The 19,830-nt window shown below is 64.4% G+C and carries 23 protein-coding genes and 1 tRNA gene; 4 read left to right on the forward strand and 20 right to left on the reverse strand.

The features are described 5' to 3' along the window. The first annotated feature begins 204 nt into the window (after positions 1 to 204). Together HMPREF1008_RS00005 and pyk are read left to right on the forward strand one after the other, a co-directional pair. On the forward strand, positions 205 to 1,212 hold the full coding sequence (locus tag HMPREF1008_RS00005) for a 2-hydroxyacid dehydrogenase (RefSeq protein WP_009277791.1): 1,008 nt from the start codon (positions 205 to 207) through the stop codon (positions 1,210 to 1,212). A gap of 136 nt (positions 1,213 to 1,348) precedes the next feature. After that, positions 1,349 to 2,791 (forward strand): pyruvate kinase, encoded by a 1,443-nt coding sequence (gene pyk / locus HMPREF1008_RS00010; protein WP_009277792.1) that lies wholly within the window; start codon positions 1,349 to 1,351, stop codon positions 2,789 to 2,791. A gap of 167 nt (positions 2,792 to 2,958) precedes the next feature. Here pyk and HMPREF1008_RS00015 read toward each other — a convergent pair whose 3' ends face one another. The 5 genes from HMPREF1008_RS00015 to HMPREF1008_RS00040 form a co-directional block, all read right to left on the reverse strand. Then, on the reverse strand, positions 2,959 to 4,374 hold the full coding sequence (locus HMPREF1008_RS00015; protein WP_009277793.1) for a glycoside hydrolase family 1 protein: 1,416 nt from the start codon (positions 4,372 to 4,374) through the stop codon (positions 2,959 to 2,961). A gap of 25 nt (positions 4,375 to 4,399) precedes the next feature. After that, positions 4,400 to 5,869, reverse strand: a complete 1,470-nt coding sequence (locus HMPREF1008_RS00020) for a PTS transporter subunit EIIC (RefSeq protein WP_009277794.1) — start codon at positions 5,867 to 5,869, stop codon at positions 4,400 to 4,402. Positions 5,870 to 5,941: 72 nt separating this feature from the next. Further along, the gene (locus HMPREF1008_RS00025) at positions 5,942 to 6,784 is read right to left on the reverse strand and encodes a PRD domain-containing protein (protein ID WP_009277795.1); all 843 of its coding nucleotides are present in this window, start codon (positions 6,782 to 6,784) and stop codon (positions 5,942 to 5,944) included. Between the two features lie 317 nt (positions 6,785 to 7,101). Next, a complete protein-coding gene (locus HMPREF1008_RS00030; RefSeq protein ID WP_009277797.1) occupies positions 7,102 to 7,323 on the reverse strand; it encodes a type II toxin-antitoxin system RelB/DinJ family antitoxin in 222 nt (73 codons plus the stop codon). Positions 7,324 to 7,563: 240 nt separating this feature from the next. After that, positions 7,564 to 8,277 (reverse strand): class I SAM-dependent methyltransferase, encoded by a 714-nt coding sequence (locus HMPREF1008_RS00040; RefSeq protein ID WP_009277798.1) that lies wholly within the window; start codon positions 8,275 to 8,277, stop codon positions 7,564 to 7,566. 185 nt (positions 8,278 to 8,462) lie between these two features. Here HMPREF1008_RS00040 and HMPREF1008_RS00045 point away from each other — a divergent pair, with 185 nt between their 5' ends. Further along, positions 8,463 to 9,185, forward strand: a complete 723-nt coding sequence (locus tag HMPREF1008_RS00045) for a gamma-glutamyl-gamma-aminobutyrate hydrolase family protein (RefSeq protein ID WP_009277799.1) — start codon at positions 8,463 to 8,465, stop codon at positions 9,183 to 9,185. Between the two features lie 67 nt (positions 9,186 to 9,252). On the opposite strand, the gene HMPREF1008_RS09705 is transcribed toward HMPREF1008_RS00045, so the two are convergent. The 11 genes from HMPREF1008_RS09705 to HMPREF1008_RS00100 all read right to left on the reverse strand — a co-directional run bounded on the left by HMPREF1008_RS09705 (position 9,253) and on the right by HMPREF1008_RS00100 (position 16,783). Then, the gene (locus tag HMPREF1008_RS09705) at positions 9,253 to 9,576 is read right to left on the reverse strand and encodes a helix-turn-helix domain-containing protein (RefSeq protein WP_050796566.1); all 324 of its coding nucleotides are present in this window, start codon (positions 9,574 to 9,576) and stop codon (positions 9,253 to 9,255) included. 143 nt (positions 9,577 to 9,719) lie between these two features. Next, positions 9,720 to 10,388 carry a nitroreductase family protein gene (locus HMPREF1008_RS00055; RefSeq protein WP_040656628.1) on the reverse strand — a complete coding sequence of 223 codons (669 nt, stop codon included), beginning with the start codon at positions 10,386 to 10,388 and terminating at the stop codon, positions 9,720 to 9,722. Between the two features lie 350 nt (positions 10,389 to 10,738). Next, complete coding sequence (locus HMPREF1008_RS00060) at positions 10,739 to 11,086, reverse strand: type II toxin-antitoxin system PemK/MazF family toxin (protein ID WP_009277802.1); 348 nt, start codon at positions 11,084 to 11,086, stop codon at positions 10,739 to 10,741. Then, the gene (locus HMPREF1008_RS00065) at positions 11,079 to 11,354 is read right to left on the reverse strand and encodes a type II toxin-antitoxin system RelB/DinJ family antitoxin (RefSeq protein WP_009277803.1); all 276 of its coding nucleotides are present in this window, start codon (positions 11,352 to 11,354) and stop codon (positions 11,079 to 11,081) included. Before HMPREF1008_RS00065 ends, HMPREF1008_RS00060 begins: the two co-directional genes overlap by 8 nt. Before the next feature lie 63 nt (positions 11,355 to 11,417). Then, positions 11,418 to 11,585 (reverse strand): hypothetical protein, encoded by a 168-nt coding sequence (locus tag HMPREF1008_RS10325; protein WP_009277804.1) that lies wholly within the window; start codon positions 11,583 to 11,585, stop codon positions 11,418 to 11,420. Positions 11,586 to 11,874: 289 nt separating this feature from the next. Then, positions 11,875 to 12,108, reverse strand: coding sequence for a hypothetical protein (locus HMPREF1008_RS00075; RefSeq protein ID WP_009277805.1), 234 nt, complete (start codon positions 12,106 to 12,108; stop codon positions 11,875 to 11,877). A gap of 527 nt (positions 12,109 to 12,635) precedes the next feature. Beyond that, complete coding sequence (locus HMPREF1008_RS00080; protein WP_009277806.1) at positions 12,636 to 13,796, reverse strand: iron-containing alcohol dehydrogenase; 1,161 nt, start codon at positions 13,794 to 13,796, stop codon at positions 12,636 to 12,638. 152 nt (positions 13,797 to 13,948) lie between these two features. Further along, entirely contained in the window at positions 13,949 to 14,956 is a 1,008-nt protein-coding gene (gene asnA, locus HMPREF1008_RS00085; RefSeq protein ID WP_009277807.1) for an aspartate--ammonia ligase, read from the reverse strand. Between the two features lie 501 nt (positions 14,957 to 15,457). After that, on the reverse strand, positions 15,458 to 15,943 hold the full coding sequence (locus HMPREF1008_RS00090; RefSeq protein ID WP_040656632.1) for a GNAT family N-acetyltransferase: 486 nt from the start codon (positions 15,941 to 15,943) through the stop codon (positions 15,458 to 15,460). Further along, complete coding sequence (locus HMPREF1008_RS00095) at positions 15,940 to 16,215, reverse strand: DUF1778 domain-containing protein (RefSeq protein WP_009277808.1); 276 nt, start codon at positions 16,213 to 16,215, stop codon at positions 15,940 to 15,942. Before HMPREF1008_RS00095 ends, HMPREF1008_RS00090 begins: the two co-directional genes overlap by 4 nt. Before the next feature lie 55 nt (positions 16,216 to 16,270). Next, positions 16,271 to 16,783, reverse strand: a complete 513-nt coding sequence (locus tag HMPREF1008_RS00100; protein ID WP_009277809.1) for a nitroreductase family protein — start codon at positions 16,781 to 16,783, stop codon at positions 16,271 to 16,273. A 147-nt stretch (positions 16,784 to 16,930) separates the two neighbouring features. On the opposite strand from HMPREF1008_RS00100, the gene HMPREF1008_RS00105 reads away from it, so the two are divergent. Continuing rightward, positions 16,931 to 17,320 carry a hypothetical protein gene (locus HMPREF1008_RS00105; protein WP_009277810.1) on the forward strand — a complete coding sequence of 130 codons (390 nt, stop codon included), beginning with the start codon at positions 16,931 to 16,933 and terminating at the stop codon, positions 17,318 to 17,320. Positions 17,321 to 17,394: 74 nt separating this feature from the next. Here HMPREF1008_RS00105 and HMPREF1008_RS00110 read toward each other — a convergent pair. From HMPREF1008_RS00110 to HMPREF1008_RS00125, 4 genes are all read right to left on the reverse strand, one after another. Further along, positions 17,395 to 17,469, reverse strand: a tRNA-Val gene (locus tag HMPREF1008_RS00110). 350 nt (positions 17,470 to 17,819) lie between these two features. Continuing rightward, positions 17,820 to 18,158, reverse strand: a complete 339-nt coding sequence (locus HMPREF1008_RS00115) for a DUF86 domain-containing protein (protein ID WP_009277811.1) — start codon at positions 18,156 to 18,158, stop codon at positions 17,820 to 17,822. After that, positions 18,155 to 18,454, reverse strand: coding sequence for a nucleotidyltransferase family protein (locus HMPREF1008_RS00120; protein ID WP_009277812.1), 300 nt, complete (start codon positions 18,452 to 18,454; stop codon positions 18,155 to 18,157). Before HMPREF1008_RS00120 ends, HMPREF1008_RS00115 begins: the two co-directional genes overlap by 4 nt. Positions 18,455 to 19,073: 619 nt before the next feature. Next, the gene (locus tag HMPREF1008_RS00125; protein WP_009277813.1) at positions 19,074 to 19,781 is read right to left on the reverse strand and encodes an MgtC/SapB family protein; all 708 of its coding nucleotides are present in this window, start codon (positions 19,779 to 19,781) and stop codon (positions 19,074 to 19,076) included. Positions 19,782 to 19,830: the final 49 nt, after the last annotated feature.

Genomic DNA, 19,830 nt, shown 5'->3' on the forward strand with positions numbered 1-19,830 from the left:
GCGCGCGCCCGCCGACTTCGCGCGCGACTCCGCCGATTGTCGCCCCTCGCCCGCCGCGCGCGGCTCCGCCGACCCCCACCCGCTCTCCCCGCGACCCGACGGGCGAGCGGCGACCTGCGCCTCAGGACCCTCACCTGCGCTAGAATCAAGACGTCAGGGCGTACTTGGATCGGGGCTGCGGCTCCCAGAGAAAGGAATCGTCACATGAACGTTCTCGTCTTCGGCACCAAGAGCTACGACAAGTCCTCGTTCAACTCGATCCTCCCCAACTACCCGGAGCTCAAGGTCGACTTCACCGAGACCAACCTCACCCCGCTCACCGCCACCCTTGCCCAGGGCTACGACGCCGTCTGCGCCTTCGTCAACGCCAACGTCGGCGCCATGACCCTCGAGGTCCTGCGCGGCCTGGGAGTGGGACTCGTGCTCATGCGCTGCGCCGGCTTCGACGCCGTCAACGTGGACTTCGCCAAGTCCCTGGGCATGAAGGTCACGCGCGTCCCCGCCTACTCGCCCGAGGCCATCGCCGAGCATGCCATGGGCCTCGCCCTCACCGCCAACCGCCGCATCCACAAGGGCTACATCCGCGTGCGCGAGAACAACTTCTCGCTCGAGGGGCTCGTGGGCGTGACGCTGCACGGCAAGACCGCGGGCATCATCGGGACCGGCCGCATCGGCGCCGCGCTCTGCCGCATCTGCAAGGGCTTCGGCATGACCGTCCTGGGCTCCGACCTCTATCCCAACCAGAGCCTCGTCGACGACGAGCACATCATCGACGAGTACGTGGACTACGACACGCTGTACGCCCGCGCCGATCTCATCTCGCTCCACGCCTTCCTCAACGAGGACAGCTACCACATGATCAACGACGAGAGCATCGCCAAGATGAAGGACGGCGTCATCTTCGTCAACACGGGCCGCGGCGGCCTGGTCGACTCCAACGCGCTCATCCGCGGCATCAGGTCGGGCAAGATCGGCGCCGCCGGCCTCGACGTCTACGAGGAGGAGAACGCCAACGTCTACCAGGACCGCGAGGACCAGATCCTGGGCTCCTCCATCACCGCCCGCCTCTGCTCCTTCCCCAACGTGGTCATGACCTCCCACCAGGCCTTCTTCACCAAGGAGGCGCTGGGCCAGATAGCCGAGGTCACGCTCCAGAACGCCCGCGCCTTCGCCAACGGTACCGATTTTGTGGAGCGCAGCGTCGTTTGTTAGCAAATGCTCCCGTTTGTCAATAAGTCATCCACGAACGTCCTATAATCATCGGCTGCAAGATTTTTTGGACGCCAAAATCAGGCTGGTCCCCTTTTGGGCCAGCCTGAGTCACATAGGAAGACCGAAAGGAAAGAACATGCCTGCCAAGAGAACCAAGATCGTCTGCACCATGGGCCCTGCGACCGAGAGCGACGAAGTCCTGACCGAGCTCATCAAGAACGGCATGAACGTGGCCCGCTTCAACTTCAGCCACGGCAGCCACGACTACCACCGCAACAACATCGAGCGCGTCCGCCGCATCTCGAGCGAGCTGTCCATCCCCGTGGCCATCATGCTCGACACCAAGGGCCCCGAGATCCGCACCGGCCTGCTCAAGGACGGCCAGAAGGTCACCCTCAACACCGGCGACGACGTCATCGTGACCACCGACACCTCCATCGAGGGCACGGCCGAGCGCTTCTCGCTCGACTACGCCGAGCTCCCCCACGAGGTGGAGAAGGGCTCCACCATCCTGATCGACGACGGCCTCATCGGCCTGGAGGTCGACCACGTCGTGGGCGAGGACATGTACTGCAAGGTCACCAATGGCGGCGAGCTGGGCGAGCACAAGGGCGTCAACGTGCCCAACGTCGAGGTCGGCCTCCCCTCCGTCACCGAGCAGGACCGCGCCGACATCATGTTTGGCTGCGAGCTGGGCATCGACGCCATCGCCGCGTCCTTCATCCGCAACGCCGGCGCCGTCGAGGAGATTCGCCAGATCTGCGCCGAGAGCGGCATGCGCAACGTCTACATCTTCCCGAAGATCGAGAGCGCCATGGGCGTCAAGAACTTCGACGAGATCCTGGCCGTCTCCGACGGCATCATGGTCGCCCGCGGCGACCTGGGCGTCGAGATTCCCGCGGCGCAGGTCCCTCATATCCAGAAGACCATCATCCAGAAGTGCAACGACGCCTACAAGCCCGTCATCACCGCCACGCAGATGCTGGACTCCATGATCCGCAACCCCCGTCCCACCCGCGCCGAGGTCAACGACGTCGCCAACGCGGTCTACGACGGCACCGACTGCGTCATGCTCTCGGGCGAGACCGCTGCCGGCAAGTACCCCATCGAGGCCGTCAAGACCATGGCCTCGATCTGCAAGGAGACCGAGCGCTACCTGCTCGAGCACCACAACTTCCACGACCGCGGCGGCCTGCGCAACGTCAACGCCTCCATCGGCCTGGCCGCGGTCGAGATCGCGGACCGCGTCAAAGCCAAGTGCATCATCTGCCCCACGCACTCCGGCCGCACCGCGCGCCTGATCTCCAACTTCCGTCCCAAGCTGCCGATCTATGCGATGTCGCCCTCGAACCACGCCATCCGCAAGACCTGCTTCCAGTGGGGCGTCCACGCCTACAAGACCACCGAGCAGGGCTCGCTCTCGGCCACCTGCTACAACGCCCTGACCGTGGCCAAGGAGCAGGGCCTGGTCGAGAAGGGCGACCTGGTGGTCATCACCGCCGGCGACCCCCAGACCTCGCCCTCCCAGGGTGACTACATCACCTCGACCAACATGGCCATGGTGTCCCAGATCCAGTAGCGCCCGCAAGACAGGCTGCACGTCAGGCGGGGCGGTCCGGTTTCGGGCCGCCCCGCCCTTCGTTGCCCGCCCTGCTGGCAGGGCAAGGGGAGAACCACGCAGAGGGGAGAGTCGCCGCGGCCTTGGCCGAAGCGGCTCTCCCCTCTTGGAACGTGTGCCTGGCCCGACTAGAGCTCGGCCCCGTTGGTCCTAATCACGTTCTGGTACCAGAAGAAGCTGTCCTTGCGGACGCGCTCGAGGCTCCGCAGGTCGTGCTCGCCACGGTCCACGTAGATGAAGCCGTAGCGCTTGCGGAAGCCCTGGTGCGAGCTCAGGAGGTCCATGACGGACCAGGGCGAGTAGCCCATGAGCTCGACGCCGTCGCGCATCGCGTCGCGACAGGCCCCCACGTGGGCGCGCAGGTAGTCGATGCGATAGTTGTCGTGCACGCGCCCGTCGGCCGTGAGCTCGTCGGGAGCCCCCAGGCCGTTCTCGGTGATGATAATGGGCACGCGGTAGCATGCGTAGTACTCGTCGAGCACGATGCGCAGGCCCATGGGGTCGATCTGGGCACCGTACTCGCTGGCCTCGAGGGAGGGGTTCCTCTCGTCGCGGCACCAGCCGTACTGGTCGAAGTCCACCTCGTTGCCCCGGAAGGCGCGAGACCCCAGGGGGTGCTCGTCGTCGACGGGGAGGTAGCTCGCGCAGAGGGTGCGGTAGTAGTTCAGCGCCAGGTAGTCCATCTTGCCATGGCGCAGGGTCTCCGCATCCTCGGGGAGCATGACGGGCACGATGCCGCGCTTCTCGAGATAGTCCATGTAGAAGCCGGAGTAGGCACCGTACTGGCACATGTCCAGGTTGTATAGGGTCTTTAGGTAGTCGTTGCTGCGCGCCGCCCAGACGTCCTCCGGCTTGGGGGTGAGCGGGTAGGTGCAGGTGGACGAGATGGCGGGACCCACCTGGCCGCCCTCAACCAGCTCGTGGCAGGACATCGTCGCACGGGCGTGCGCCAGCGACATGTGGTAGTCCATCTGGGCGCGCAGGCGGTCGGCCTCGAGCGGGTCAGACACCGTGATGTTCATGCGCTCGTCCACGCGGACCATGAGGTTCTGCTCGTTGATGGTCTGCCAGTGCTTGACGCGGTCTCCGAAGCGCTCGAAGCAGATCCGGGCATAGCGATCGAAGGCGTCGACGCAGCGTCGGTCGGCCCAGCCGCCGTAGCGCTCCACGAGCGCCCAGGGCAGGTCGAAGTGGTACAGGGTCACCCAGGGCTCGATCCCCGCGGCGAGCAGCTCGTCGATGAGCGCGTCGTAGAAGGCGACGCCCTCCTCGCTCACCTCGCCGTCGCCGTCGGGAACGATGCGCGTCCAGGCGATGGAGAAGCGATACATGCCCAGGCCGAGCTCCTTCATGAGCGCGACGTCGCCGCGCCAGCGGTGGTAGAGGTCGCTGGCGACCTTGGTGTCGGCCTGGCGGTCGGAGCGCTTGAAGGCGTTGTGGTCCGCGACGCTCGGGCCCTTGCCGCCCTCGTCCCAGCCTCCCTCGATCTGGAAGGCCGAGGACGAGGCGCCCCACCTGAAGTCCTTGGGGAAGCTAACAGGCATTGCGTTCTCCTCTCCCGTGCTCCGGCTACGCCTTGACGGCCGCGGAGGCCTTGGGAGCCTTCTCGCCCATGGTCGCGGGAAGGTCCTCGAAGCCCACCACGTAGGTGGCGACGCAGGCGCCCACGAAGGCGACCAGGCAGCCCACCAGGTAGAAGACGAACGGGGTCATGCCGAAGGCGGCGTAGGTGAAGATGGTCAGGACGCCGTTGTTGGCGAAGGCGTCGCCGTAGACCCCGCCCGCGCCCATGATGGCGCCGCCGATCGCACCGGCGACGATGGCGCAGACCATGGGCCTCTTGAAGCGCAGGTTGCAGCCGTAGATGGCGGGCTCGGTGATGCCGACGAGCACGGCCGAGATGACCGCAGAGGCAGAGACGCCCTTGAGCTGCTCGTTCTTGGTCTTGAGCATGACGCCGAGGGCGGCTCCGCCCTGGGCAAAGTTGGCAGCGCCGGCAAAGGCGAGCAGGTTCTGCCTGCCGCTCACGGCGACGTCGTTGAGGCCCACGGGAAGCAGGGCGCGGTGGGCGCCGAAGATGACGAGCACGCCCCAAAGGCCGCCGACCACGGCACCGCCGAGCAGGGCGTTGAAGTTCATGAGGGCGTAGTAGACGACCTGGATCACGTTGCCGATGACGATGCCCACGGGCCCGAGGAGGCAGAGGGTGAGGGGCAGCATGACGATGAGGGAGACGCCGGGGACCACGATGATCTGTAGGATCTCGGGGACGTACTTCTTGAGGAAGCGCTCGACGTACATGAGGACGAGCACGGCCAGCAGGATGGGGATGACCGACTCGGTGTAGCTGAAGACCTTAGTTGACTCACCGATGGTCCAGGCCGCCTTGACCACGGGCAGGCCGAAGATGGCCGTCGCCGTGGAGGTGTCCTGAATCAGGGCGTCGACCTGCGGGTAGCAGAGGAAGCCACCCAGCACCATGGCGATGATCTCGTTGCACTTGAGCGCCTTGGCCGCGGTGTAGCCCAGGAAGACGGGCATGAAGTAGAAGATGATCTGGCTCGCGGCATAGAGGAGCACGTAGGTATCGGAAGTCGCGATGTCGATGCCCTGGCGCGCGAAGATGAGCTTCGCGGCGGTGAGCAGGCCCTTGATCAGGCCGGCCGCGGCGATGGCGGGAATAAGCGGGGTGAACATCTTGGCGACGGTCTGCAGGATGCGGTCGCCCAGCTTGCCCTTGGGCTCGTCGGCGACGGGCTTGCCGGTCTCGGCGTCGACGAGGCCGGTGCCCTCGATGCCCGCCATGGGCAGGAGCGCGTCGTAGACCTTCTCGACCTTGGCCCCCAGGACGACCTGGAACTGGCCCTGGGCCTTGACCACCTGGATTACGCCCTCGGTCTGCTCGACCCTCTTCTGGTCGACCTTGCCCTCGTCCTTGAGGACGAGCCTGAGCCTAGTGAAGCAGTGCGAGACGTCAGAGATGTTCTCCTTGCCTCCCACCGCCTCGAGGATTTCTGCCGCGCTCTTTGCTGGATCCATCCGTACTCCCTTTCTCTGGGGTTTGTGGGGCCGTCTTCGGGACCGTGGCCGCACGTCTTGACTGGGGCGCGGCTATTTGGCCTTGAGGAATTGGTTGACGTGCATGGCCAGGTAGAGGCGCTGCTCGCTCGTGCACTCCCAGGAGCAGCGGCGTCGGAGGTGTTCGACTATGCGGTCGGTGCAGGCGTAGGCGGCGGGATATGACCTGCGGATCATGGCCAGCATCTCGTCGGTGTCGATTCCGCCCTCGGTCGGCTCCACGCTGCCCAGGAGGACCGAGACCAGGTAGCGCAGGTGCGTGATGAAGCGGGTGTAGGCGTAGCACCTGTGGTCCAGCACCCCGCCCGCGAAGGACTCCACGATGGAGACGATCTCCTCGATGAGCTCGGTGCTCTCCATGACCAGGTGCATGCCGCTCGCCCCGGAGGTCTGGTCCATCTCGGCGCTGACGATGTGGACGGCGATGGTGTACGCCTCGGAGTCCGGCAGGCGGATGCCACAGCAGCGCTCGCAGACGTCCAGGCCCGTCCAGCCGACCTCGACCTCCCGCGGGTACACGATGCCGATCTGCGTGGAGAGGGGATTCTCCAGATGGATCCCGCCCTCCTCGCGGCTGATGGCGAACTGCGGGTGATCGGCCAGGGTCAGGACCAGGTTGGGATTGAGCTCGCCGAAGCGGCTGCCCGCGAGCTCGACGATCTCGACAGATGCCTCGAGCACCTTGTCCGAGAGCGAGACCAGCAGGGGCAGCAGGCTCTTGTCGATGCCGTAGAAGGCGCGCTCGATCTGCGCGGGGTCTTTGAGCTCGTAGGGGGTCTTGGGGAAGCCGATACCGCGACCGAAGACCACGAGCTTGCGCCCGTTGTCGTCCAGCGCGATGGCCGCGTTGTTGTTTATCTTGCTGACGATAAACATAAAAATACTCCCTGGAACGGCACAGCGACAGGCGGGCCATGGGGCCCGACGCCTGCGCAAGTGATGCCTCCGAGGAGTAACAAACCTGCTGAATCGAGGAGCATTTTAGAGCATGCTTGGCATGCACGCAAGGAGGAAGAGGACCCATTTTGGAATCCAGACGACAGGCGCGCCAGAGGCCAGGCGCCTCTGGACCCAAGTCATGGCCAGGCGCGTCTGGCTAGTGCCACATGCAGCGGAGGGAGTTCGAGACGTAGGCGCTGCGCATGCGCGAGGTCATCGTACAGGGAAGGACCCTCGCAAGCAGGATGGACGCCCTAAGAAAGCGCCACCGTATCTCCGCGCGCATCGGCGATCCCCCCATCCCCCGCCTTCGGGGCAACTATCTCGAACGGAAACGTACCGGCTCGGTTGAACGCCGAGATGAACATCCGGATCGCGTTTGACGGCGTGGTCCCGATCTGCTCGGTCGCCTCGAAGAAGCGCTCCTTCTCGTCGGGAAGGACCTTGGCCACCACGGGCGTCAGCTTTTCCTTCATGTCCACCTCTGCGGGCTGCCTTCTGCTGCGTTTTGCTGCTACGTTGGTATTACTTTGTATGCCTAAGGTATACCAGATAATACCAATAGATCAGCTGAGAAAGACGGGCATTTTGCAGGCGGCGCCCAGGCTCGCGCGGAAGGCAGGCGGGGCGGTCGCCATGGAAGAGGCGGCGGGCCCGTCGGGACCCACCGCCTTGGCGTCAGTCAACCATGTCGGCGCCCCGCCAGGGGCTCGCACCTAGCGCACGGCATCCACCGCGATCCAGCCCTCGTCGCTCAGGTGACAGCGGCAGGAGGCGAACCCCGCCCTCAGCACGAGCTCCTCGTATCCCTCGGGCGAGAGGACCGTCAGGTCGTACCTGCGGATGTTGGCCAGGGTGTCGGAATCGAGCCCCTCCCGCAGGTACACGTCCGCCACCAGGAGGAAGCGGCCCACGGGACGGATGACGCGCGCCACCTCGCGCAGGTTCGCCTCGGGGTCGGGCCAGAAGTAGAAGCTCTCCACCGTGGTCACCACGTCGAAGCTCGCGTCCGCGAAGGGTAGCTCGGCAACCGACGCGCAGACCACGTCCATCCTGCCCTCTGCGATGGCCTCGGCGTTGGCCAGGCGGGACTGCTCGCACGAGACCTCGGAGTAGTCGAGGCCCGTGACGTGCCCGCGCAGGGTACCGTCGCCCGCCGCGGCGATGCGCCGTCCCAGGCGGCCCATGGTTGCCCCTCCACCGCAGCCCACGTCCAGGGCCTGGTCGCCCGGGGCGAAGGACAGGAAGTCGAGTGCCCAGTTGGTGAGGCCCTCATGGCTCTGGTTCATGCGCCGCAGCATCTGGGCGCCGAAGCTGCCCTCGGGGCGGGCGGGGTTTCCCGCCTGGGTCACACGACGCTCATGGTCGTCAAGCCCTGCCACGCCGCCCTCCCGTTCGACGCGGTCGTTCGTCTGGCCTTCGCCTTCCATGGGATCCTCCCGTTCCTCTCGCCCATACGGACGACCCATGTCGACCGTCCGGCGTCACGTTTGTCACGCCCACCCTAGCCAAGCCACGACCGCTCGGCAACGGTCTTTCGACTTTGTCAATTGCCTGCCATGCGTGCAATTGTGGTCTATGCTCAATAGGTTGCCAAACGAACGAGGATGCGAGCATGAAGCCAATCATAGGAGTGACCCCCCTTACCAACCCCGACACGGACGAGACGGTGATCCGTCCCGGCTACTTCGAGGCGCTGACTGCCTGTGGGGCGATTCCCGTCATGCTTCCCTACACCAACGACGTGACCGACATCGACCAGATCCTGGGTCACGTGGACGGCATCCTGCTCACCGGCGGCTACGACGTCGATCCCCATCTGTACGGAGAGAGCCCACTGCCCCAGGTGGATGAGCCCCAGAGGGAGCTCGACGCCCTGCAGATGATGCTGGTCCCCCGCGCCATCGACCGCGACCTTCCCGTCCTGGGCATCTGCCGTGGCATCCAGGTCATCAACGTCGCGCTGGGCGGCAACCTCGTCCAGGACATCCCCACGCAGTGCCCGCAGAGCCACACCCACCGCATGGACCCGCCCTTCGACGCGCCGTGGCACGACGTGAGCATCGTCGAGGGAAGCCCTCTTGGCAGGCTGCTCGACGGGGAGCCGTCCATAGGCGTCAACAGCAAGCACCACCAGGCCCTGCGCGAGCTCGCGCCGGGAATTGAGCCCATGGCCTGGTCGGACGACGGGCTCGTCGAGGCCGTGTGGATGCCCCGGAAGAGCTACGTGTGGGCGGTCCAGTGGCACCCGGAGCTCATGTTTGCCAGCGACTGGCACCAGAGGAGACTGATCGAGGGCTTCGTGAACGCCGCCCGGGAGCGCGCATCCACGAGGTAGCGTAGGACAATCGCCAGTCCCTAGGCTATACGGGTTCCCATTATCGCGACGAGCTGTCGGGACATCCTTATCCCTCCCAGTCGTACGCATCGGAGAGGGACTCGGCAACAAAGTCCGCGTAGGTCTCTTCATAAGATTTTGTTGGACCTTTGTCGGATGCCAGAGGCGAAGCAGATGACTGATGCACAGCCGTCGCGGCGCTCAAGCCGCCACCAACGTACAGTGAGAGCCCAAGGGAGCCCAGGATCCCCAGGAGCTTGTCGAGCCGGATGCCCGTCGCCTCCCCCTGCTCAAGGGAGAGCACAAGCCGTTCGGACACCCCAGCCTTGCCCGCAAGCTCCCGCTGTGTCAGCCCAAGCTCGAGCCTCTTCGTACGGACCGCCTGCCCCATTTGTCTCGGAATGTGAATCTGTTTCATCCTCAATCCAATCCGCAAAGTTCTGCGGATTGAGTGTACCGCAAAAGTCTGCGGTCAATCACCAGGACAGCGCGACTCAACATTGTCACATGGCAAGAGGTACGGGCAGCACGGGCCTACGCCCAGTCGAAGTTCTCCCTGCCTGCACCCAACTCGAAGTGATGCCTCACGATGCCCAGGTCGACGCCGGCGAGCGCCCCGGGCGCATAGCTCGCATGCACCGTGTGACCCGAGCCCTCCAACATGAACGCCTGACGGTTGATGGCAGTGGGGGCAAGGAGGGCCGCCTCGACGCCCGCCCTGAACCACTCGGGCTCCTCGCCTGCGTAGGAGCTCACCTGGTCCACCCGCTTGGAGCGATGGGGCCTCCCCTGCTCGAGGCCGTGGCCCACGCAGACGATGCCCACGAGCTTCTCGCCTTGGGCCATGCCCGCCGCACGCGACGCGCCGCCGCGGCTGAAGGTCCCGCCCACCCACCAACTGTTCAGGCCCAGGATCTGGGCATGGAGCATGAGGTCCGAGCTGCACCAGCCCAGGGTCTCGTCGAGCGAGCCGTCCTCGGGACCCATGAGGGCGACGTAGTCACGCACGCCGCGGGCGAGCGTCATGCGGAGCAGCGCGCCAAAGGCGTGGCCGTCGTCGTGGACGAGCACCATGTGGGTGCCATGCTCGTGGTTGAGGAGCTCGACGCGCCCCTCGAGGGCGGCAAGCTTCTGGTCGTCGAGCGGTCGTCCGTCGAACTTCCTCACCGTGTGGCGCGCGGCCATGGCCTCCTGCATGTTCATATGTGACGTCCCTTCGGTTCGCGTTGGGAAAAGACTACCCGAACCCGATGACGTCCAGGTCGTCGGGCACGAAGACCTGGACGTCGAAGTGCGGGGCACCCTTTGCCAGATTGAGCTCGCGACGTCGCTCGAGCTGCTGCTCTCGCTCGGCACGCGATTGCGCACGCCCTTTTCGCCCAGCACGCTGTTGCGCACGCCCTTTTCGCCCAGCACGCTGTTGCGCACGGCGGACCCTGCGTTTGCACAGATGGTGAGAGGGGCGAGCGTGCGCAAGCGCGTGGCGGATGCCGGAGGCGTGCGCAACTGCGTGGCGGCACAGCTCGCACACATGCCGACCTGCCTTGCAGGCATTAGCGCGCCTCCGACGCGACCTTCCGCAGGAGGGCGACAAGCGCCAGGGCATCCTTCTCGCTCAATCGGCCAATGCGTCCCGCAGTCCCCAGGTACGAGGCAGGAATCTGGGCAATGCGATCCACCCGAGCAATCGACGGCTTGTCCAACCCCGCCTGTGCCCAGTCGACAAGCTTGTAGTCATTCTCAAGATGGAGCTTGTTGGTGGCGCTGGTAACCATCATGACCAGCTGGTCTCTACCATCAGACGCCAGCACGATAACGGGCCTGTACTTGTAACCCTTCCCTTCCTGAAAGTTGAAGCGGGCGTGCCAGACCTCCCATCTGCATAGGTTCAAGTCACTCATCCTCGTCCCAGTCCGCAGGGAGGATGGCGGTGTCCGATGAGTCCAGCTGTGCCTTGTATGCCAGCGCCGAGAGCTCCTCGAAGCTCGGAGCCTCAGGACGGAGGTCAAAGGGAAGGCCGCCGACCTCTATCGACTTGACCAGGAACATGTTGATCGCGTCATTCAGGCTGATGCCCCAGCGCGCGTAGACCTTCCGCGCCCCATCGCGCACCTTGCGGGGAGCGCGTGTCTTTATCTCCGCGTCATGAGGGGGTGTCACAGTTGCCATACTTTACCTCCTTTGCAGTACTTACCCGAATAGTACCCAAATTGGGTACTATCTTGAAGTCTTTCAAGCGAGATGAGCGGTGCCTTTCTCGCTTGGCACGCACGAGCGCACGAAGTGCCCATCCCGCACGCGCATGCGCACACGTTTTTCATCCAGCACGCTAAAGCGCACGCCCTTTTCGCCCAGCACGCTGTTGCGCACGCCCTTTTCGCCCAGCACGCTGTTGCGCACGGCGGACCCTGCGTTTGCGCAGATGGCGAGGGGGACGGGCGTGCGCTTTAGCGTGGAGGATCCCGGAGGCGTGCGCAACGACGTACTGGCGGCACGGCCGCACATGGACCGCCCAGCACGCAAGACATCAGCGAACATTCGATGCAATCTTCCTCAGAATGCAAGCGAGCGCCAAGGGATCCCTGTCGCTCAGTCGGCCGATGCGTCCTGCAATCCCCAGGTACGAGACCGGAATCTAAGCGATGCGGTCAACCCAAGCAATCGATGATCGCTCCAAAGGCATGGGCCATCAGAGGTACATCACGATGAGCTCTACCATGCAGATGGCAGCCATCCCAATCAGTATGCCGCCAATCGCGTGGCCCAGCCCATCTTGCTTCTGGGCCTCGATTTGCTCATCGGTCGCCTTCCTGTTTCCCGCAATGGACCTGAGACCCCTGCCGGACACGAGCAACGCACCCCAAACAACCAAGACCAGAGAGACGACAAGCAGAGCCACCACCCCGATGGACTTCGTTTCCATGCCATCCTCCTGCGGAACCGATGAATAATTCGCTCCGGCCACATCATAACCCGACCGACCGAGTGCCCGCGAGGGTGCCCTGTAATGTCAAATATACCTATCTACCTGCTAATATGGCGTAACTGACGTCAGGGAGCAGACGCCAGAACGACAACGGGCCTGTACTTGTAGCCCTTCCCCTCCTTAAAGCTGAAGCGAGCGCGCCAGACCTTCCGCGCCTCGTCGCGCACGCATAAGCGCACGCCCTTTTCGCCCAGCACGCGCTTGCGCACAGCGGACCCTGCGTTTGCGCAGATGGCGAGGGGGACGAGTGTGCACAAGCGCGTGGAGGATTACGGAGATGTGCGCAAGCGCGTGGCGGATTCAGACAGGCGTGCGCAGCGGCGTGCCAGCGGCCCGGAGGCGTGCGCAACTGCGTGCTGGCGGCACGAGCCGAGGCTGTAACACAACCGGCCACGGCTCGCACCGCCACCAACGACGTACGAGCGTCACTCTCACCCGAACCTCTCGCCTGGCCCTCGCTCCCGCTAGAGGGCGGCAGAGTAGATCTGCTCGACGTCCTCCTCGCTCAGCTCCACGAAGCTGCCCTTGGAGCCAGCCGCCGCCTTCTTGGCCATGACCGCGAAGTGCTCGTCGCTCGTGATGCCCACCTCGCGCAGCGTCGCGGGCATCCCCATCGTCCCGAAGAAGAACTCGCGCGTAAGGCGAATGGCCTCGCGCGACGCGGCCATGTCGTCGGCCTCAGTCACGCCCCAGACGTTGCGGCCGTAGCGCGCAAACACGGGAGCCGTGCGCTCGTCCAGCACGTGCTCCATCCAGGCGGGCGTCAGGATCGCGAGCCCCTCGCCATGCGTGATGTCATAGAAGGCCGAGAGCTCGTGCTCCATGGGATGCACGCACCATGCCGGCGAGCAGCCCTCGCTCACCAGGCCGTTGATGGCGTGGCTCGACGCCCACATGAGGTTGGCGCGCGCCTCGTAGTCGTCCGGCTTGGCCAGCGCGATGGGCCCGTAGTGGATGCAGGTCTTGAGGATGCCCTCGGCCAGACGCTCCTGCAGGAAGCTGCCAGGCTCGAAGTGGAAGTAGTTCTCGAAGGTGTGGCTCATCATGTCCGCCGTCCCCGCTGCCGTCTGGCGCGCGGGCACCGAGAAGGTATAGCTGGGGTCGAGCACGGACATCGTGGGAAGCAGCGCCGAGCCGGCCGTCCCCCACTTCTCGTTCTTCTCGAGGTCGCTGATCACCGCGAAGGCGTCCATCTCGGACCCCGTCGCCGAGAGCGTCAACACGGTGTAGATGGGCAGCGCGGCCTCGATCAGCTGCGGATGGATGACCAGGTCCCAGGGGTCCCCGTCGTAGCGGGCGCCCGCCGCAACCACCTTCGCGCAGTCGATGGAGCTGCCCCCACCGATGGCGAGGACCATGTCGATGCCGTTGGAGCGGCAGAGCTCGACGCCGCGTCGCACCGTCTGGATGCGGGGGTTGGGCTCGACGCCATCGAGCTCAAAGACCTGAATGCCGGCCTCGCCCAGGACGCGAAGCGCCTCGTCGTAGATGCCATTGCGCTTGATGCTGCCGCCGCCGTAGCAGAGAAGCACCCGATCGCCGCTCTGGCGCAGCTCGCTCAGGTGGCTGATCTGGCCTCGGCCGAAGTGAATCTTGGTGGGCGCAAAGTAGGTGAAGTCGAGCATGGCACTCCCCTTCCGACGACGTCCGTGCCGTCCCCACGGCATCGTGACGGGAAGAGCGTAGCACGGAGGGGAGAGGCCCGAGCCCTTTGGCTGGAATGCGGGCGCACGCGACGGTCGTGCGAGGCCATGACCGGAGCGGCCATGCTAGAACGCTAGAGCAGCCGCACCCCGTGCTCCTCGCAGGCACGCACCATGTCCTCAGGCCAGATGCTGGCCTGCACCTCCCCAACGTGGACGCGGCCCAAGAGCAGCATGCACAGGCGGGACTGTCCGATGCCGCCACCGATGGTGAAGGGCAGCTCGTCCGCCAGCACCGCGCGGTGGTACGGAAGCTCGGCTCGCTCGGGGCACCCCGCCTTCTGGAGCTGGGAGCGCAGTGCCGCGGCATCAACGCGGATGCCCATGCTCGAGATCTCGAGCGCGCGCTGCAGGGGCTCGTACCAGAAGAGGATGTCGCCGTTGAGCTGCCAGTCGTCGTAGTCCGGCGCGCGACCGTCATGCGGCTCGCCGTTGGAGAGCCTCTCGCCTATGCGCATCAGGAAGACGCAGCCCAGCTCGTGGGTGATCGCGTCCTCGCGCTCGCGCGGCGTGAGGCCGGGATAACGCTGCAGCAGCTCCTCGCTGTCCACGAAGTGCATCTCGTCGGGCAGGCGGTAGAAGGCGTCCGAGTACTTGTACCAGACCTCGTGCTGCATGTGCTTGATGATGCGGAAGACCTCGGACGCGGTGTTGCGCAGGGTCTCCTCACTGCGGTCCTCGCGGCGGATGACGCGCTCCCAGTCCCACTGGTCCACGTAGCAGGAGTGCAGGTTGTCCAGCTCCTCGTCGCGGCGCACGGCGTTCATGTTGGCGTAGATTCCCTCGCCCGGCTGGTAGCCGTACTTGCGCAGCGCCATGCGCTTCCACTTGGCCAGCGACTGCACGACCTCCACGGTCTCGTCCGGCTGCCAGGGCACGTCGAAGCTCACGGGGCGCTCGACGCCGTTGAGGTTGTCGTTGAGGCCGGAGCTCCTCTCCACGAAGAGCGGGGCAGAGACGCGCGAGAGCCTCATCTCGCGGCCCATCTCGCGCTGGAAGGTATCGCGGATGTACTTGATGGCATCCTCCGTCTGGCGGACGCTCATCTTGGGGTCGTACTGCTCGGGCAGGTAGAGGGACATGTCTGGCGCTCCTCGGCGATCAGCTTTGCGTTTGCACGTATGGCATTGTGCTCGCAGTGGGCATGCCCAGGCAAGCTCTCGGCAAGGGCGCAACACGCTGATAATACAGGCGAGAGGGGCGCGCATGCCGCCGGCGCGACGGCGGGGACAATACGCTGCGGCCGCGGCTGCGTCACGCTGTGGCTGCGTCACGCACGCTGACGCGCACACGCAGTACCGCCGAGTACGCTGATACGCACGCCAATTTCGCTGAGCACGCTGATACGCACGCGCGCCAGCACGTTTGCCCAGTTGGGCGCTGGCGACATTGTGCGCTCGAGCGTGGAGAATTCCGGGCGCGTTCACTTCAGCGTGTGGGATGGCCCGCACCGCACCAGGTGCCCAATAACGGTTGTCGGCACCTCTCACCTGAAAAGGCACCGGCAAACGCACGTCTTTGGGGAGAGGCACGGCCATCGACGCCGTTTGTCGGTACATCGCGCCAAGGAGACCACCGACAAATCAGCCCCTACCCAGCGGCAGGTACATCCACCCCGTACCTGGCACGACCTTGAAGCCATAGCGCTTGTAAAACATGCCGGCCTTCTCCGAGGCTGGGTCGACCAGAACCGCTCGTGCCCCAACCTGACGTGAGACGACGAGAGCGCGTTCGATCGCGTCGGCCAGCAGCGAACCGCCCAACCCAAACCCCTGGAAGCGCCGGTCTACCCCCAGCATGCCCAGAAGAACCGCTGGAATCTGTTCCGGCACATTGCGTCTAAGCCAGCCACCTTGCACGTCGGCCCGCAACACCGAGTGAGCACTCAGCGAATACAGGCCAGCAATGATTCCGGCTTCGGTCGTAACGACATGAACGGAAGCCGTCCCCGCCCTGACCGAACGCAACGCACGCCTACGCACCCATGTGTCCACGACCGGCTCACCGCACTCAAAGGCAGAGAGGTCATCACCCTCACCAAGCAGTCGAGGTGGGAGAAACCGGCTCATTCCCACACTCTCTTCTGCCCAAGGAGTACTCGTGCCTCGTCGGGAAGCGGCAGGTCAAGCGCCTTCTTGAACTCATCGAAGGCCTTGCGGGCCAGGCGCGTCTCGGTCTCTTCCGCAACGTCCTCGCGAGCACGCTCCCTCAGGCATTGAACCGCCCATTGCGTGAGTGTCATGTCCTTCAGGGCCGCCGCAAGCTCGAACTCCTCTCGCTCCGTCGGGGTAAGCCTCATGTCGAGCCTGCTTGTGCGTGCGCTCTTTGGCAGCGTAGCCATGGTCCTCTCCTCCTCTTGTACGAATATTATACGTACAAGAGGAAACTCACCACCCCTAGAGGTACGTGACCGTCTGCGAGATCTCCTTGCGGCTCGAGTGGTTGGCGAGAGGACCCGTACCCTCGGTCGCATGGCCCAGGTCAAGCATCATGACGGCCTCCTCGCCCTCGGGAAACCCGAGGACCTCGGCCGCCTTCTGGGGGTCAAAGAAGTTGACCCAGCAGCTGTCGAGACCGGCGTCGGTGGCGGCGAGCATCATGTGGGTCGCGACGATGGCAGCGTCCTCCTCGGCGGAGTTCCGCGAGCCGCCGGGGTAGGTGAAGGCCGCACCGGAGTTGCTGGTCACGACCAGGACGACCGGCGCGCCGTAGCGGCAGGGCGTAATCTGGTCAATCTTCTGCAGCGCCTCTGCCGTACGCGCGACGTAGACGTGCTGCTCCTGAATGTTCTTGGCGGTGGGGGCAAGCCGCCCCGCCTCCAGGATGGCCTGCAGCTGCCCATCGCTCACCGCGCTGCCGTCGTACTTCTTGCAGGCATACCTCTTGGCGATGACCTCGCTGAACTCCATGGCTTGTTCCTCTCCTCTTGTGACGCGTTTCGCTACTGGTGTTTCTGCCCAGCAGGGGTGGCACGTAATCGAAGGGAGAAGGATTTGGCACAGAGAAGACGCGGTGCGGCCTCCGATTGAGGCAGGGCGTACACCTCCCGCGACGGGATGAAGGAGCCGAAGAACGACCGCAGGTACCGCTCCGTCCCCGTCTCCCAGCCGTTCTCGGACGCGCTCTGGGCGTGCCGGGGCGCGACCGGCCCCCTCTGCGTGGGACGCCAGGGCAGGCGGATGAGCCCGAACTACCTCCCCAAGCGATGGAAGCGCCTCTTCGCGGAGGGGCACGCCCTACACGGCCTTCCCTTCGTCGGCATCAACCGCATGCGCGCGACCTACTCCACCCTCATGCAGCGCGCGGGCGTGGACCACACGGTGATCAACGCCATGCAGGGCCGCTCGCGCGACTCCCGCGTGCTGTACACCAACTACCTCAACCCCTACGAGGGCACCTTCGGCGAGTCCGCCGACGCCATGGGCAGGGTTGTCAACGGCTCCTAGCGGTGCTTAGCGGTTTCGGCCATCCGACGCAAAAGAGCAGGCCGGAGGTTTTCGGCCTCCGACCTGCGGTTTCCTGGTGGGCGTTACAAGATTTGAACTTGTGACCTCTTCCGTGTCAGGGAAGCGCTCTCCCCCTGAGCTAAACGCCCGAATATGTCTGCCGCGCATGGGGGGGTTCGCGCAGCGCGTTAGCTACTATAGAGGAACTCCCCCCAGCATGCAACAGATATTTTCTCTCCATACCTACTCGCTCGAAGTGGCTGGCGGAGCGCTTGGCGCTGATGCGGCGATGGCGGCGCGTGCGTCTCTGCCGCGACTACGCCGAACGCGTGCGTTTTTGCCGCGACTACGTCCGGCGCGTCTTTTCTCCCTCGCTCAACTGGGCAAACGCAAGGCTCTCAGACGCGTTCGACGCGCTCGCGAGCGATGATGACGCGTTGGACGTTGTCGATATGCAGCCTATTGCTGGCTGCCAGAAAGCATCCAATTGGAAGAATCGCTATCTCAGCAGTCCACGGATTTGGTCCGCGAAGGAGGGCAGGTCCCTATAGACTATCTCCGTGACTATAGTCCAATCGGTGCCGCCGTAGTCATGTACCAAGCGATGTCTCGTGCCCGCGACCTTGGACCACGGGATTTCTGGGTGCGAGGCCCGCAGTTCTTTGGAGACGTGCGAGACGAACTCGCCCACGTTATACAGCGGCGTTGTGATTGCCCACTGAACAAAGCGATCGGATATCAGGATCTCGCGTGTGATGTCGCGCTCGACGAGCGTACTTGCGAGCTCATCGGCGAACTCAAGTGCTCGCTCGAGGTTCCGGCGGTCGGAGTCGTTCATGCCACACGCACCTCGTCATGCTTGACCGAACTATAGAAGTCGGAGGCCGGATTGAGTTCGCTTGCTTCGTAGACGTCAACTCGCTTTCCAGAGGTTTCAAAGAGCTCCTCGGCAATGGAGAAGATGTCCGTACGATCAAAATCGGGACCGCCATAGATGATGAGGTCAATGTCCGAGTCTTGCGTCGCTTCCCCACGTGCGTATGAGCCGAATAGGGCGGCGCCGCTCGCATGATATCGCCTTAGGATTGGCCTGATGATCTGGGTGATCTCATCTCTTGAAAGTGGCTCGGACATGACGCCTCCTCTCCGCTGTGAACCATCTTGATTGTACTTGCCTAAATGGCAGGACGGCATTCTTTCGGTGACTTGTCAGATGGCTGGCATGGTGGACGGCTGTCGGCTGGCATTGGGAGTTTCCGGCCACTCGCCCCGTCATCCGCTCCGTACCAAGTCAGCATTATTTTCTCTTCTGCTGACCTCATTCGCATTTGCCCAGCTCACGGAAAGATTAGCCAGCAAAAATTCAAATTCTGCTGACTTACCAAGATGACATGATCGGCCATCATGCCTGCGACAGCGTCCAACGCGTCACCACCGCTCGCGAGCACGTCGAACGCGTTTATACGCGTCACGTTTGCCCAGTTGAGCGATGGAGAAAAGACGCGTCGGACGTAGTCGCGGCAAAAACGCACGCGTTCGACGTTGTCGCGGGCGAGAAGCGCGCGCTGGACGTTCTCGCGACAAATTCGCACGTGTTGGACGTAGTCGTGGCAGTACCGCACGCATTGGACGTCGTCGCAGGCGAGATATGCGCGCCGAGCGTAGTCGCGCGGTCGACACGCACGCGTTGGACGTTGTCGCAGCAAAGACGCACGCGCCTGACGCCGTCGCGGCCGCCGCGCGCCCCTCTCCCCTACATCTCGTCGCAGTAGCTGACGAAGTCCAGGTTCTGAATCGAGTTGAGGAACGGCTCCTTCTGGCCCAGCTCGAAGAGGTGGATGGACATCGTCGCCGCCATGCCCCTCTCGCCCGACTCCCCGCGCGTCAGGGTGAAGTCGCTGTAGGTGCAGTCCCACGAGTGCAGCATCTTGAGCATCTTCTTCGCACCGCTGCGATCCTCGAACTCGACGTAGATGTCGAAGTTCTTCGACTTGCTGCGCACCCGCGCGTCGATGCGCGACAGCACCGCGAAGGTGAACAGGACGAAGACCAGCGCGATCAGCGTGCCCTCCACGAACCCGATTCCCGCTGCCAGGCCAATGCAGGCGCAGGCCCAGAGCCCCGCTGCCGTGGTGAGGCCGCGCACCTCATTGAGGCCGGTGACCATGATCGTGCCCACGCCCAGGAAGCCCACGCCACTGATGACCTGCGCGCCGATGCGGTTCATGTCCGCGCGTGCGTCGGGGAAGGTGACCAGCACGTACTGGGCCACGAGCATGGACATCGCCGAGCCCAGGCACACCAGCACGTGGGTCTTGATGCCCGCGCCCTTGTTCTTGTACTCTCGCTCGAGGCCGATGACCACGCCTACCAATGTCGCGAGCGCCATGCGCAAGAACACCGCCTCGGCGCTCCAACCTGCGGTCACGTCTGCCAGATGGGTGAAGTAAGCTCCCAGCACCCGATTCCTCCTCCTAATCAAAGTTCCAACGATGCAAAAGGCGCGTCGC

The organism is Olsenella sp. oral taxon 809 str. F0356, assembly GCF_000233535.1.
In the GTDB taxonomy this organism is placed as follows: Bacteria; Actinomycetota; Coriobacteriia; order Coriobacteriales; family Atopobiaceae; genus Olsenella_I; species Olsenella_I phocaeensis.

Excerpts from the sequence above, each read along its gene's own strand:
- HMPREF1008_RS09705 (WP_050796566.1), bottom strand. The coding sequence starts at position 9,576 with ATGGGGCAGGCGGTCCGTACGAAGAGGCTCGAGCTTGGGCTGACACAG.
- HMPREF1008_RS00030 (WP_009277797.1), bottom strand. The coding sequence starts at position 7,323 with ATGAAGGAAAAGCTGACGCCCGTGGTGGCCAAGGTCCTTCCCGACGAG.
- HMPREF1008_RS00075 (WP_009277805.1), bottom strand. The coding sequence starts at position 12,108 with ATGGAAACGAAGTCCATCGGGGTGGTGGCTCTGCTTGTCGTCTCTCTG.
- HMPREF1008_RS00015 (WP_009277793.1), bottom strand. The coding sequence starts at position 4,374 with ATGCCTGTTAGCTTCCCCAAGGACTTCAGGTGGGGCGCCTCGTCCTCG.
- HMPREF1008_RS00025 (WP_009277795.1), bottom strand. The coding sequence starts at position 6,784 with ATGTTTATCGTCAGCAAGATAAACAACAACGCGGCCATCGCGCTGGAC.
- HMPREF1008_RS00120 (WP_009277812.1), bottom strand. The coding sequence starts at position 18,454 with ATGTCCGAGCCACTTTCAAGAGATGAGATCACCCAGATCATCAGGCCA.
- pyk (WP_009277792.1), top strand. The coding sequence starts at position 1,349 with ATGCCTGCCAAGAGAACCAAGATCGTCTGCACCATGGGCCCTGCGACC.
- HMPREF1008_RS00020 (WP_009277794.1), bottom strand. The coding sequence starts at position 5,869 with ATGGATCCAGCAAAGAGCGCGGCAGAAATCCTCGAGGCGGTGGGAGGC.
- HMPREF1008_RS00005 (WP_009277791.1), top strand. The coding sequence starts at position 205 with ATGAACGTTCTCGTCTTCGGCACCAAGAGCTACGACAAGTCCTCGTTC.
- asnA (WP_009277807.1), bottom strand. The coding sequence starts at position 14,956 with ATGTCCCTCTACCTGCCCGAGCAGTACGACCCCAAGATGAGCGTCCGC.
- HMPREF1008_RS00080 (WP_009277806.1), bottom strand. The coding sequence starts at position 13,796 with ATGCTCGACTTCACCTACTTTGCGCCCACCAAGATTCACTTCGGCCGA.
- HMPREF1008_RS00095 (WP_009277808.1), bottom strand. The coding sequence starts at position 16,215 with ATGGCTACGCTGCCAAAGAGCGCACGCACAAGCAGGCTCGACATGAGG.
- HMPREF1008_RS00090 (WP_040656632.1), bottom strand. The coding sequence starts at position 15,943 with ATGAGCCGGTTTCTCCCACCTCGACTGCTTGGTGAGGGTGATGACCTC.
- HMPREF1008_RS00100 (WP_009277809.1), bottom strand. The coding sequence starts at position 16,783 with ATGGAGTTCAGCGAGGTCATCGCCAAGAGGTATGCCTGCAAGAAGTAC.
- HMPREF1008_RS00105 (WP_009277810.1), top strand. The coding sequence starts at position 16,931 with ATGAAGGAGCCGAAGAACGACCGCAGGTACCGCTCCGTCCCCGTCTCC.
- HMPREF1008_RS00065 (WP_009277803.1), bottom strand. The coding sequence starts at position 11,354 with ATGGCAACTGTGACACCCCCTCATGACGCGGAGATAAAGACACGCGCT.
- HMPREF1008_RS00115 (WP_009277811.1), bottom strand. The coding sequence starts at position 18,158 with ATGAACGACTCCGACCGCCGGAACCTCGAGCGAGCACTTGAGTTCGCC.
- HMPREF1008_RS00045 (WP_009277799.1), top strand. The coding sequence starts at position 8,463 with ATGAAGCCAATCATAGGAGTGACCCCCCTTACCAACCCCGACACGGAC.
- HMPREF1008_RS00055 (WP_040656628.1), bottom strand. The coding sequence starts at position 10,388 with ATGAACATGCAGGAGGCCATGGCCGCGCGCCACACGGTGAGGAAGTTC.
- HMPREF1008_RS00040 (WP_009277798.1), bottom strand. The coding sequence starts at position 8,277 with ATGGAAGGCGAAGGCCAGACGAACGACCGCGTCGAACGGGAGGGCGGC.
- HMPREF1008_RS00060 (WP_009277802.1), bottom strand. The coding sequence starts at position 11,086 with ATGAGTGACTTGAACCTATGCAGATGGGAGGTCTGGCACGCCCGCTTC.